The sequence below is a fragment of the Pseudonocardia sp. genome (assembly GCF_025465255.1).
Classification (GTDB): domain Bacteria; phylum Actinomycetota; class Actinomycetes; order Mycobacteriales; family Pseudonocardiaceae; genus Pseudonocardia.
The window spans coordinates 1-12,116 of sequence record NZ_JAODNI010000063.1; the positions used below are offsets into that span (position 1 = coordinate 1).

A 12,116-nucleotide genomic window follows, 5' to 3' on the forward strand; every position below is an offset into this window, starting at 1 on the left:
CCGCGGCTCCCGCACCCGGGGCGAGCCGGCCCGCCGGCCCGGTCGGCCAGGCGACGCAGACGGTCGGCCGGCAGGTCGTCGCGCCCGTCACGAACACCGTCGATGCCGTCACCGCCCCGGTCACGTCCACGCTGGACACCGCGGGCAAGGCGCTGAAGCCCACGACCGACAAGGTCCTGGCGCCCGTCGCGAGCGCCGCGAAGCCCGTCACCGAGACGCTGCGGCAGGCCTCGCAGGGCACCGTGAAGCCGCTGACGGACACCCTCCGGCCCGTGTCGCAGCCGTTGGCGAAGGCGGTGGCCCCGATCTCCGGTCCGGTGACGCGCACGGTCGACCGGCTCGCCGCGCCGGTCACGAACCTCACCGCGCCGCTCTCGAAGCCGGTGCAGGACGCTGTCGCGCCGGTGACGGGCTCGCTGCTCGGCACCTCGGACGACGGGTCCGCGCAGCCGGAGTCCGTCGTGGGGAACACGGCGAAGGCCCTCGGCGGCGCGCTCGGCCGGGAGTAGCCCGGCCCTGAGCCACGCCCGGTCGGGCGTGGCTCAGACCAGCCGGCGGTCGGACGCCCAGCGGGACAGCTCGTACCGGTTCGACAGCTGCGTCTTCCGCAGCACGCTCGACACGTGCGTCTCCACCGTCTTCACCGAGATGAACAGCTCCCCGGCGATCTCCTTGTAGGCGTAGCCGCGGGCGAGCAGACGCAGGACGTCCCGCTCCCGGCGGGTCAGCAGGTCCACCTCCGGGTCGACGGCGGGTGCCGCGCCCGGGCGGTCCGAGAACGCATCCAGCACGAACCCCGCCAGCCGCGGCGAGAACACCGGATCCCCGGCCTTCACCCGGCGCACGGCGCCACCCAGCTCGGTCGCGGAGATCGTCTTGGTGACGTAGCCCCGCGCACCGGCCCGGATGACGGCGATGACGTCCTCGGCCGCGTCGGACACACTCAGCGCGAGGAACACGACGTCCGGCTGCTGCGGGCGGACCCGGCGCAGCACCTCGGCGCCTCCGCCGTCCGGCATGTGCACGTCCAGCAGCACGACGTCCGGGCGCAGGTGCGCGATCCCGGCCACCGCCTCCTCGACGGAGCCGGCCTCGCCGGCGACCTCGATCGCGGGTGTCCCGGCGACGCCGCGGTCCAGCTCGGCACGCACGCCGGAGCGGAAGAGGCCGTGGTCGTCGACCAGGAAGACCCGGATCGGCGCGTCGGAGTCGGTGGGCGTGGTCTCGGTCATCGCGCGTCCTCGTGCTCGTCGTTCGGCGCGGGCACCGACTCGTCCCGCCTATCGTCCCCCCGGCCGATCGGGATGGCCAGGTGCACCTCGGTGCCCTCGCCCGGCGCGCTGCGCAGCCGGACCGAGCCGTGGTGGCGTTCCACCCGCCGGCGGATCGAGTCCGCGAGGCCGTGCCGGTCCTCGGGGACCGTATCCGGGTCGAAGCCCTTGCCCCGGTCCCGGACGAACACGTGCACCACGGCGTCCTCGTCCGGGCGGCCGTCGGCGGTGTCGTCCCCCGATGACTCCACCTCGACGTACACGCTGATCTCGCCGACCCCGGCGTGCTTCGCGGCGTTGACGATCGCCTCGCGCGCGGCGAGCACGAGGGCGCGCAGAGCGTCGTCGAGCGGGGCGTCCCCGACGAACACCGGGTTCACCGTGACCGCGTAGGTGTCCTCCACCTCGGCGGCCGCGGCGCCGAGGGCGACCGAGAGCTGCTCGTCGAGGGTGGCGACCTTCGTCCCGCCGCGGCCGTACCCGGTGGGGCCGTAGAGCCAGTTCCGCAGCTCGCGTTCCTGGCCGCGGGCGAGGCGCTGCACCTCGCGCGGGTCCGCCGCCTGGCGCTGGATGAGCGCGAGGGTCTGCAGCACCGAGTCGTGCAGGTGGGCCGCGATCTCCGCGCGCTCGGACTCGACGATCCGCTCCCGGCGTTCCTCGCCGAGCTCTCGGACCAGCCGCACCCACCACGGCACGGTCAGCACCGCGATGCCGACGACCGTGGCGAGCACCGCCAGCACGCCGAACTGCAACTGCCCGAGGTTGAGCTGGCCGAGCAGGAACACCGCGATCCCGGCCGCGACGAACAGCACACCCGCGACGACCCGGACGACCATCGCGCGGCCACCCCCGCCGCCCATGCCGAGCACCCCGGCTCGCGCGCCGACCGCCCACCGCCGGCGCTGGGCCTCGTCGGCCTCCCGCCAGACCACCGCGACCCCGACGGCCGCGACGCCCAGCGGCCCGACGATCCAGCCGACGACCGAGTTGTTCAGCGCCGCCGCCGCGAGCCCGACGCCCAGCGCGAGCGCGGCCAGGCCCAACGCCTGCTGGCGCTCGGTGCGGCCGACGGTGCGCCGGACGTCGACGGCCTCCTGGCGCACGAACATCCACAGCAGCGCGTAGGCGATCACGCCCGCCCCGTTCGCGGCGGCCAGCAGGATGAAGGCGGTGCGCACCCAGAGGACGGGGATGCCGAGGTGGTCGGCCACGCCGCCGGCGACGCCCGCGACGACCCGCCCGGAACGGCGTCGGGTCAGGGTCGCCCGGGGGGCGACGGCCGGTGTATTCACCCGACCATCGTCACACGCGGGACAAGACCGGGGATCGGGGACGAACCGGGGGTCGCCTCAGGGGCGTCCCCGATACCGTGGGCCCGTGCCCGGCCCACGCTGGACGACATGAACGGGACGGACGTGCAGACGACTCTGCGGGAGATGTGGGAGACGCGCCCGGCGCGGCCGCGGCGTGACCGCAAGGTCGCCGGCGTCGCCTCCGCGATCGCCCGCCGCTACGACATCGACCCGGTGCTGGTGAGGGTGGGCCTCGTGGTCTCCGCCTTCTACGGCGTCGGGCTGGTCCTCTACGCCCTCGGCTGGCTGCTGTTGCCCGCCGCGGCGGAGGACGACCCGGCCGACGGCGCGACCGTCGGGATGCCGGGGTCCAAAGCTCCGACGGGCGCGATGAGCCCCGCGGTGAAGGTCGCGCTGGTCATCGCGCTGGCCGCCGCGGTCGCGCTCTTCTTCACCCACACCGACATCATCCTGCCGCTGGTGGTGGTCGGGGGGCTGCTCTTCCTGCTGCACCGCAGCCGCGGGCAGCGGGCGTTCGAGCGCTCGGCGGGCACCTCGGCGGCCGCGGGCGAGGCACCCGGCGCCGGCGGCCCCGTGGACGGCGAGGACGCCTCCGCGCAGGCCGTGCCGCCGGCCTGGGACCCGCTTGGCGCCGCACCCTTCGCGTGGGACCTGCCCGAGCCCGGCCCGGTCGTGCCCGCGCCGTTGCCGCCGCGCTCGAAGCTGACCCCCGTCACCCTCGGGCTGGCCGTGCTCGGCGGCGGCATCGCCGGGATCGTGGTGCTGCTCGGCCCGGGCCTGATCGGGCTGCCCGCGGTGTTCGCGACGATGCTCGCGATCGTCGGGGCGGGGCTCGTCGTCGGGGCGTTCCGCCGGGCCGGCCGGGGCCTGATCCCGTTCGCGCTGATCCTCGCCCTGCTGACCTGGGGCTCGCTGGCCGTCACCTCGTCGACCCGCGGCCTGGACGTCCGGGGCGGGGTGGGGGACACGCAGGTGGCCCCGCGGACCGCCGCCGACGTACTGCCGAACTACTCGCGGGCCGTCGGGTCGATCGCGCTGGACCTGCGCGGCGTCGACCTCACCGCCGCGCCCGGCACGGCCGCCACCCCCATCCGCACCTCCGCGGACGTGGGCACCGGCGCGATCGAGGTGCTGGTCCCGGAGAACGCGGACCTCACCGTCCGGGCACACGCCGGTACCGGCGACGTCCGGTTCGGGGACCGTGGCGAGAGCGGTCCGGACGCGACGGTCGCGGTGACCGACGACCTCGGCGCGGACGGCGTCCGCTCCGGCCGGCCGATCGAGCTGACCCTGAACGCCGGCCTGGGCTCGGTGGAGGTGCACCGTGGCTGAGTTCGAGACCCCCGGCGTCGGGTCCCCCGGGAGCGACGGCGGCCCCATCGAGAAGCGCCGGCGGATGCCGGACCTGCTCACCCTGATCGTCGGGCTGGCCAGCCTGGGGATCGCGGGCTCGGGGTTCCTGGGCCAGGCCCCGGACCTGCAGGCCTTCGACCCCCGCTGGCTCCTCGCGGGCGGCGCGGTCCTCCTCGGCCTGGTGCTGCTCCTGGCGAGCCTGCGCCGCCGCTGACCCCGATACCGGGCTGGAAAGCCACTTTCACGCCGGATTCCGGCGTGAAAGTGGTTTCCGTCGTTCAGGCGGGCGGAGCCGCTACTCCCACTCGATGGTGCCCGGCGGCTTGCTCGTGACGTCCAGGACGACCCGGTTGACCTCGGCCACCTCGTTCGTGATCCGGGTCGAGATCCGTTCCAGGACCTCGTAGGGCACCCGGGTCCAGTCCGCCGTCATCGCGTCCTCGGAGCTGACGGGCCGCAGGACGACCGGGTGGCCGTAGGTGCGGCCGTCGCCCTGCACGCCCACGCTGCGGACGTCCGCGAGCAGCACGACCGGGCACTGCCAGATGGTGTTGTCCAGGCCGGCGAGGGTGAGCTCCTCGCGGGCGATGGCGTCCGCCGCGCGCAGGGTCTCGAGCCGCTCGGCGTCGACCGCGCCGATGATCCGGATGCCCAGGCCGGGCCCGGGGAAGGGCTGGCGCTGGACGATCGTCTCGGGCAGGCCCAGCTCGGCGCCGACCTTGCGGACCTCGTCCTTGAACAGCGCCCGCAGCGGCTCGACCAGGGCGAACTCGATGTCGTCCGGCAGCCCGCCGACGTTGTGGTGGCTCTTGATCGTGGCCGTGCCGGCCCCGCCGCCGGACTCGACGACGTCCGGGTACAGCGTGCCCTGCACCAGGAACCCGACGTGTTCCTCCGCGGCGACCTCGGCCGTCGCGGCCTCGAACACCCGGATGAACTCGCGGCCGATGATCTTCCGCTTCTCCTCCGGGTCCGTGACCCCGGCCAGCGCCTTGAGGAAGCGCTCCTCGGCGTCGACGGTGTGCAGTTTCGCGCCGGTGGCGGCGACGAAGTCCCGCTCCACCTGCTCCCGCTCCCCCGCCCGCAGCAGCCCGTGGTCCACGAACACGCAGGTCAACCGGTCGCCGATGGCGCGCTGCACGATCGCGGCCGCCACCGCGGAGTCCACCCCGCCGGAGAGCCCGCAGATCGCGCGCCCGTCGCCGATCTGCTCGCGCACCGCGGCGACCGTCTCGTCGATGATCGACGACGTCGTCCAGTCCGGCGTGATGCCCGCGATCTCGTGCAGGAACCGGCGCAGCACCTCCTGGCCGTGCGGCGAGTGCCCGACCTCGGGGTGGTACTGCACGCCGGCCAGCCGCCGCTCGGTGTCCTCGAACCCCGCGACCTGCACCCGGTCCGTCGACGCCGTGACCGTGAAGCCCTCCGGCGCGCGGACCACGGAGTCCCCGTGGCTCATCCAGACCGGATGCTGCGCGGGGAGCCCGTCGTGCAGCACCCCCGCGTCGTCCGCGACGCGCACCTCGGTGCGGCCGTACTCGCGGGTGCCGTCATGCGCGACGTCCCCGCCGAGGGCCTGCGCCATGGCCTGGAAGCCGTAGCACATGCCGAACACCGGGATCCCGGCCTCGAACAGGGCGGGATCGACCGCGGGCGCGTCCTCCGCGTACACGCTTGAGGGGCCGCCGGACAGGATGACGGCGGCGGGGTGACGCCCGACGATCTCCTCGGTGGACGTGCCGGCCGGCACGATCTCCGAGAAGACCTGCGCCTCGCGCACGCGGCGGGCGATGAGCTGGGCGTACTGGGCGCCGTAGTCGACAACGAGGACGGTGGGGGTTTCCACGGGTCCAGGGTAAACGCCGGGTACCCGCCACCTGCTCGTCGCATCCGCTCCCGGCCGCGCCGGTCGCCGCGAGCGTGACGGCAGGGCGTCCCCTGCCGTCGTCAGGTGCCGCTCGCATGGATCAGGTGACGCCCTCGCGGCCGACTGTGATCCGCCACCGGGATGCCGTGTCGCGGGCGGAGCGACGGTCACGATGGGCCTACGCGTACGCGGCCGGAACAGGAGATCGCACGACCATCCGGGCTCACCCGGTCCGGCTCCGCCCGGCGACGCGTTGCCGCACCCCGGTCGGGAGCCGGTCGGACCTTCGACGAGCAGGAGCGGCGCGGCGGTGAGCACGCTCCCACCCGGCGAGCGAGCCGGCCACCCGGGCCCCGGCTCCCCGGAGCAGGCGGCGGCCGACGAGATGCACACCACCATCGGCGACCACGGCGTCGCCCAGCCGGAGCTCCGCATGGGCGACGCCGCCGTGGCCGTCCGGGATCGTCATCGTCGCCGTGAAACCGAAGGCGCGGCCGAGCCATTCGATCGCGGCGGGAGCGTCCCGGTAACCGAGGTAGGCCTGCAGGGTCGTGTTCGTCATGACCTCACGGTGCTCGGCACTGCGGCCGGTTTCCGTCCTCAATTCCCGGGACGCGCCGGATGACGCGTCACACGCGGCCGGTGAGGCGGGCCCGGACGCGGTGCTGAGGCCCCGACCGGGCCGTTGATACCCCTGATCCTGCTCGTCTTCGCCCGCTACCCATCGCGATAGTTCTTGCGTGAGTTCCAGATGCGATCCATATCGAAGCTCGCTCGCCTGAACTCGGCCCACCACCTGCCCAGGTACGTCCCGCAATAGAGACCCCCGAGAAGGCCCAGAATGAGAAACAACCACTGCTCATTGGTCATCGTGCTGCACCCCCGTTCGGGTGTCTACCAGCGAGGCGTGCCGGCGAACGAGTGGAGTCGACCGAATTCCGCCGGTCATCGCATTCATTTCTGGACCACTTGGACTCGGTCACTACGCCGCTATGACACGCTTTACAGCGCCCGTCTACAGCAACGACCGGTCGGGGCAGGATGTCATTGCACGCTTCGGCCGTTCGCGGCCTGTGGACGGTGCAATGGGCGCCCGTGAAGAAGGGGAGCCGTGCCGCTGAGCTGGATCGACACGCCGTTCGGAGTCGGGGCACTGGGAGGCGGTTCGGCTGAGGCCCCCACGTAACCTCCGACGCCCTCGGTACCGCCTCGGACGCTGCCGTTGCCGAGCGCACGGCGGAGCGGAAGCTGACCGCCGCGACCGCCATGCGACCGCAGGAGGTCGGAGCTACCCCCTCCGACCTGGCTTCCGGTACAGAAGGCGCAGGTAAAGGGATCTGTCAGCCGCGGACGGTGAGCCCGACCCGCTGGAACTCCTTGAGGTCGCTGTAGCCGGTCTTGGCCATCGCGCGGCGCAGCGCGCCGAACAGGTTGACCGTGCCGTACGGCGTGCTCGACGGGCCGAAGAGCACCTGCTCGAGGGAGCGGTCGCTCTGCGCGAACCCGGTGACCTCCGAGCGCGGGAGCGACGGGTGCGCGGCGGCGGAGGTCCAGTAGAGGCCCTCGGCCGGGGACTCCGCGGAGTCCGCGAGCTGCTCGCCGAGCATGACGGCGTCCGCACCGCAGGCGATGGCCTTCGCGATGTCCCCGGAGCCGCCGATGCCGCCGTCCGCGATGACGTGGACGTAGCGGCCGCCGGTCTCGTCCAGGTAGTCCCGGCGGGCCGCGGCGGCGTCGACGATCGCGGTGGCCATCGGGACACCGATGCCCAGGATGTCGTCCGTCGTGGTCGCGGTCGCCTGGCCGTAGCCGACGATGACGCCCGCGGCGCCCGTGCGCATGAGGTGCATCGCGGTGCGGTAGTCCCCCACGCCGCCGGCGACGACCGGGACGTCCAGGGAGTTGATGAAGTCCTTCAGGTTGAGCGGCTCGTCCCCGGCCGCACCCACCGCGACGTGCTCGGCCGAGATGATCGTGCCCTGCACGACGAGGATCTCGACGCCGCCGGCGAGCAGCATCGGGGTGAGCTCGCGGGCCCGCTGCGGGCTGACCCGCGCCGAGACCGTGACCCCGGCGTTCCGCACGGTGGCCAGCGCCTCGGCCAGCAGGTCCGGCTGGATGGGCGCGGCGTGCAGCTCCTGCAGGACGCGGATGGCGGCCGACGGGTCGTCGGAGTCCGCGGCCTCGACCACCCGGGCGAGCGCGCCCTCTGCGTCCGCGTGCCGGGCCCAGAGGCCCTCCGCATTCAGCACCGCGAGCCCGCCCAGCTTGCCGACGGCCGCTGCCGTCGCCGGGGACACCACGGCGTCCGTCGGATGCGTCACGAGAGGGATCTCGAACTGGTAGGCATCCAGCTGCCAGGCGGTCGAGACCTCCTTCGAGCTCCGCGTCCGGCGGGAAGGAACGATCTCGACCTGGCTCAGGTCGTAGGCCCGACGGGCCTCTCGGCCCATCCCGATCTCCACGAGGTCACGCACGGGTGACCAGGGTAGACGGTCCCCCGGACGCGCTAGCGAGCGGCGTAGTTCGGGGCCTCGACGGTCATTGTGACGTCGTGCGGGTGGCTCTCCTTGAGCCCCGCGGAGGTGATCCGCACCAGCTGCGCCTGCTGCAGCTGAGGGATCGTCTGCGCCCCCGCGTAGCCCATGCCGGACCGCAGCCCGCCGACGAGCTGGTGCACGACAGAGGAGAGCGGCCCGCGGAACGGGATGCGCCCCTCGATGCCCTCGGGGACGAGCTTGTCCTCGCTGAGCACGTCGTCCTGCGCGTAGCGGTCCTTCGAGAACGACTTCGTGGTCCCGCGCGACTGCATGGCGCCGAGCGAGCCCATCCCGCGGTAGGTCTTGAACTGCTTGCCGCCCACGAAGATCAGCTCACCCGGGGACTCGGCGGTCCCGGCCAGCAGGCTGCCCAGCATCACCGTCGACGCCCCGGCCGCGATGGCCTTGGAGATGTCCCCGGAGTACTGGATGCCGCCGTCCGCGATCACGGGGACGCCCGCGGGCGCGCACGCCCGAGAGGCCTCGTAGACCGCGGTGATCTGCGGCGCGCCGACCCCGGCGACCACGCGGGTGGTGCAGATGGAACCCGGACCGACGCCGACCTTCACCGCGTCCGCCCCGGCCTCGACGAGCGCCTGGGCCCCCGCGTAGGTGGCCACGTTCCCGCCGACGACGTCCACGGACTCGCCGACCTCGGCGCGCAGCTTCGCGACGGTCTCCAGCACGCGTCGGGAGTGCCCGTGCGCGGTGTCCACCATCAGCACGTCCACGCCCGCCTCGACCAGGCCCATCGCGCGGGAGTACGCGTCCTCGCCGACCCCGACCGCGGCGCCGACGACGAGCCGGCCGTCCGGGTCCTTGGTGGCCAGCGGGTACTTCTCGGTCTTGTTGAAGTCCTTGATCGTGATCAGGCCGCGCAGCACGCCGTCGCCGTCGATGATCGGGAGCTTCTCGAGCTTGTGCCGGCGCAGCAGGCCGAGCGCGGCCTCCGCGGTGACGCCCACCCGCGCGGTGATCAGCGGCGTCGGGGTCATCACCTCGTGCACCGGGCGGTCGTGGTCCATCTCGAAGCGCATGTCCCGGTTAGTGATGATGCCGACGAGCCGGCCGCCCGCGTCCGTCACCGGCAGGCCGGAGATGCGGTACTTGGAGCACAGCGCGTCGACCTCGGCCAGCGTGGCCTCCGGCGAGCACGTCACCGGGTCCGTGACCATCCCGGCCTCCGAGCGCTTGACCACCTCGACCTGCGTGGCCTGCTCCTCCGCGGACAGGTTGCGGTGCAGCACGCCGAGCCCGCCCGCGCGGGCCATGGCGATCGCCATTCGGGCCTCGGTGACCGTGTCCATAGGGGAGGACACCAACGGCACCCGGATGCGGACGCGCCTGCTCAGCTGCGTGCTCGTGTCCACCCCGCTCGGGACGACGTCCGACTCGGCGGGCAACAGCAGCACGTCGTCGAAGGTCAGGCCGAGCATCGCGAACTTCGGCGGCAGTCCGGCCGTCTCGCTGGTCATGATGGCTCGTTCGTCATGATTGGTCGTGCACCCTTCACCGACTCCCGGACACGGCGTCGCCGCCGTACCGACCATCGTATCGGTGCTCGAGACCCCTTCGGGGGCCACCGCCGGAGGTCCCGCCCACACCGCGTTCCCCGAGGATGAACACACCCGTTCGGCGACGCGGCCGGGGACGGCTCTCCCTCTCCGACGCGGTACCGTGGACCCTGTGTCATCGGATGCCCTGCCGCCGGACCCCTTCGCGGGTGACCCGCAGGACCCTGCCCTGTCGCTGGACGACGAGCGCGGTGACGAGCACGAGGAGCTCGGCCCGGACGAGCAGGAGGAGGTCCGCGCGGACCTCGCCGATCTCGCCGTCTACCAGGCCCTGCTGGAGCACCGCGGCGTCCGCGGCATCGTGGTGGACTGCGGGGACTGCGGCGAGCAGCACTTCCACGAGTGGAACCTGCTGCGCGCGAGCCTGCAGCAGCTCCTCGAGGAGGGGTACATGCGCCCGCACGAGCCGGCGTTCGACCCGGACCCGGCCCAGTACGTCACCTGGGAGTACTGCCGGGGCTACGCGGACGCGATGATCGCGGACAGCTGAGCCCCGCCCTCCCCCCACACACGAGAACGGCCCCCGGACCTCCGCCGGCTCGGAGATCGGGGGCCGTCGTCGTTCGGGCGTCAGGCGGGGGTGGAGCTGGTCCCCGCCGTGGAGGTGCCGGTCTCGGACGAGTCCGCCGTCGTGGTGCCCGACGACGTCTTGCCCGACGTCGTCCTGCCCGAGGCCGTCGGGGTGGCCGGGGCGCTCGAGGACGACGGGGTCGCGTCCGGGGTGCCCTCCGAGCTGGGCGTCGGCGCGGTGCTGGAGGACGGCGCCGTCGAGGACGACGGGGCCTCCGACGACGTGCCGCTGCCCGACTCGCTCGTGCCCGGCTGGTTCAGCCTCCGCGGGTCCCCGGAGTCGGTCCCGGTGCCCGAGGTGGCACCCGGCGACGTTCCGGTGCCGGGGTTGCTCGGCCCGGCGCCCGGCGAGGTCGAGCGGCCCGACGCCGGCGGGATCACCGCTTCCTGGTTGCCCTCGGTCTGCGGGGGCGGGGGCGGCGGGGTGCCGTCCGACAGCGGCGCCTTCGGGTCCGTCGGCGTCCCCGGCGGCGTCTCCGACACCTTGGCGGCCAGGAACTGCTGCTGCGCGGCGAGGTAGGTCCTGCCCTCGTCCGGCTGCACCTTCGCCAGCAGCGGCGCGAGGCCCGCGATGTCCTGCTGGGCACCGGCGGTGTCCCCGCGGGCCAGCTTGTCGTTGACGGCGGCGATCCGGTCCCGCACCTCGAACGCGGCCTGCCGCGAGTCCGCGACGTTGCTGTACAGCACCCGGGTGACCCCGAACAGCGGATCCCCCGGCTGCGCGTCGTGCGCGCCGAGCGAGACACCGCCGATGCTGAAGACCAGCAGCGCGGCGGCCCCGGCGAGCGGGATCAGGTGGCGGCGGCGGGCCGAGCGGGGCGTGCCCGACTCGACGGCCTGCACGGCCTCGTCGGCGCTGACCAGCTCCGGGATCGGATCGGCGTCGACCTCGGCCTTCCAGGCGGCGAGCATCGCGACCACGCGGTCGTCGTCGTCGTAACCGGACAGACCCGGCGACGAGACGGAGAGGCCCGCGGAGAGCGCGTTGATCAGCTCGTCGTCCGCCTGCACGGCGACGAGGTCGATCGGCTCCTCGGCGAAGCCGCCGTCGTTCGTGTCGTCCGCGGCGCGGCGCTCACGGCCGTGCAGCGGGATCGGCCGGGTCACCATGCCGTCCGGGTGCGCACCGTTGCCGCCGTTGGTGCGGCGCCCGTTGGTGGACCGGCGGGAGTTCCGGCTGAACGGGTTGTTGTCGTCCTCGTCGGGCACTCAGACCACCTCCTCCTCGGGCATGTTCCTGCGTAGTCGGGCGAGTGCGCGGTGCTGGGCGACGCGGACGGCACCCGGGGTGGAACCGACCGCGTCCGCGGTCTCCTCAGCGGAGAGGCCGACCACGACGCGCAAGACGATGATCTCTCGTTGTTTCTCGGGGAGCTGGTCGAGCAGCCGGGCCATCTGGCCGGAGAGCTCGCCGCGCAGGGCGCGCTGCTCCGGGCCGTCGGAGCCGTCGAGGGCGTCCGGGACGTCCGCGACCGGCTCGGATCTGTTACGGGTCGCCGCACGGTGCGCGTCGATCACCTTGTGCGACGCGATGCCGTACACGAACGCCAGGAACGGTCGCCCCTGGACGCGGTACCCGGGTAGGGCCGTCAGCACGGCCAGACACACCTCCTGCGCGACGTCGTCCG

At 73.5% G+C, this 12,116-nt stretch carries 12 protein-coding genes; 4 read left to right on the forward strand and 8 right to left on the reverse strand.

Features of this window, described 5'->3' with window-relative positions:
* The coding region (locus JWP64_RS06555) for a hypothetical protein (protein WP_297493558.1) at window positions 1-509 on the forward strand (509 nt) is incomplete at its 5' end.
* 33 nt (window positions 510-542) lie between these two features.
* On the opposite strand, the gene JWP64_RS06560 is transcribed toward JWP64_RS06555, so the two are convergent.
* Both JWP64_RS06560 and JWP64_RS06565 read right to left on the reverse strand, forming a co-directional pair.
* On the reverse strand, window positions 543-1,232 hold the full coding sequence (locus tag JWP64_RS06560; protein ID WP_297493560.1) for a response regulator transcription factor: 690 nt from the start codon (window positions 1,230-1,232) through the stop codon (window positions 543-545).
* Complete coding sequence (locus JWP64_RS06565) at window positions 1,229-2,563, reverse strand: ATP-binding protein (protein WP_297493562.1); 1,335 nt, start codon at window positions 2,561-2,563, stop codon at window positions 1,229-1,231. Before JWP64_RS06565 ends, JWP64_RS06560 begins: the two co-directional genes overlap by 4 nt.
* 108 nt (window positions 2,564-2,671) lie before the next feature.
* Between JWP64_RS06565 and JWP64_RS06570 the strand changes: the two genes are divergently transcribed.
* Window positions 2,672-3,916, forward strand: coding sequence for a PspC domain-containing protein (locus JWP64_RS06570; RefSeq protein WP_297493564.1), 1,245 nt, complete (start codon window positions 2,672-2,674; stop codon window positions 3,914-3,916).
* Window positions 3,909-4,151: a hypothetical protein gene (locus JWP64_RS06575; protein ID WP_297493566.1), complete on the forward strand. Its 243-nt coding sequence runs from the start codon at window positions 3,909-3,911 to the stop codon at window positions 4,149-4,151. Before JWP64_RS06570 ends, JWP64_RS06575 begins: the two co-directional genes overlap by 8 nt.
* An 81-nt stretch (window positions 4,152-4,232) precedes the next feature.
* Here the strand turns inward: JWP64_RS06575 and guaA are convergent, their stop codons facing one another.
* From guaA to guaB, 4 genes are all read right to left on the reverse strand, one after another.
* Window positions 4,233-5,783 (reverse strand): glutamine-hydrolyzing GMP synthase, encoded by a 1,551-nt coding sequence (guaA, locus tag JWP64_RS06580; protein WP_297493567.1) that lies wholly within the window; start codon window positions 5,781-5,783, stop codon window positions 4,233-4,235.
* A 244-nt stretch (window positions 5,784-6,027) separates the two neighbouring features.
* Window positions 6,028-6,366, reverse strand: a complete 339-nt coding sequence (locus JWP64_RS06585) for a hypothetical protein (protein ID WP_297493569.1) — start codon at window positions 6,364-6,366, stop codon at window positions 6,028-6,030.
* A 778-nt stretch (window positions 6,367-7,144) separates the two neighbouring features.
* Entirely contained in the window at window positions 7,145-8,281 is a 1,137-nt protein-coding gene (locus JWP64_RS06590; protein WP_297493571.1) for a GuaB3 family IMP dehydrogenase-related protein, read from the reverse strand.
* Between the two features lie 32 nt (window positions 8,282-8,313).
* Window positions 8,314-9,819 (reverse strand): IMP dehydrogenase, encoded by a 1,506-nt coding sequence (gene guaB, locus JWP64_RS06595; RefSeq protein ID WP_297493573.1) that lies wholly within the window; start codon window positions 9,817-9,819, stop codon window positions 8,314-8,316.
* Window positions 9,820-10,030: 211 nt separating this feature from the next.
* Here guaB and JWP64_RS06600 point away from each other — a divergent pair, with 211 nt between their 5' ends.
* Window positions 10,031-10,408, forward strand: coding sequence for a DUF5319 domain-containing protein (locus JWP64_RS06600; RefSeq protein ID WP_297493575.1), 378 nt, complete (start codon window positions 10,031-10,033; stop codon window positions 10,406-10,408).
* An 80-nt stretch (window positions 10,409-10,488) separates the two neighbouring features.
* On the opposite strand, the gene JWP64_RS06605 is transcribed toward JWP64_RS06600, so the two are convergent.
* Window positions 10,489-11,697 (reverse strand): anti-sigma-D factor RsdA, encoded by a 1,209-nt coding sequence (locus JWP64_RS06605; protein ID WP_297493577.1) that lies wholly within the window; start codon window positions 11,695-11,697, stop codon window positions 10,489-10,491.
* Window positions 11,698-12,116 (reverse strand): RNA polymerase sigma factor ShbA (gene shbA / locus JWP64_RS06610; RefSeq protein ID WP_297493579.1); only part of this gene is annotated, 419 nt, incomplete at its 5' end.

Excerpts from the sequence above, each read along its gene's own strand:
- JWP64_RS06585 (WP_297493569.1), bottom strand. The coding sequence starts at position 6,366 with ATGACGAACACGACCCTGCAGGCCTACCTCGGTTACCGGGACGCTCCC.
- JWP64_RS06570 (WP_297493564.1), top strand. The coding sequence starts at position 2,672 with ATGAACGGGACGGACGTGCAGACGACTCTGCGGGAGATGTGGGAGACG.
- JWP64_RS06560 (WP_297493560.1), bottom strand. The coding sequence starts at position 1,232 with ATGACCGAGACCACGCCCACCGACTCCGACGCGCCGATCCGGGTCTTC.
- guaB (WP_297493573.1), bottom strand. The coding sequence starts at position 9,819 with ATGACCAGCGAGACGGCCGGACTGCCGCCGAAGTTCGCGATGCTCGGC.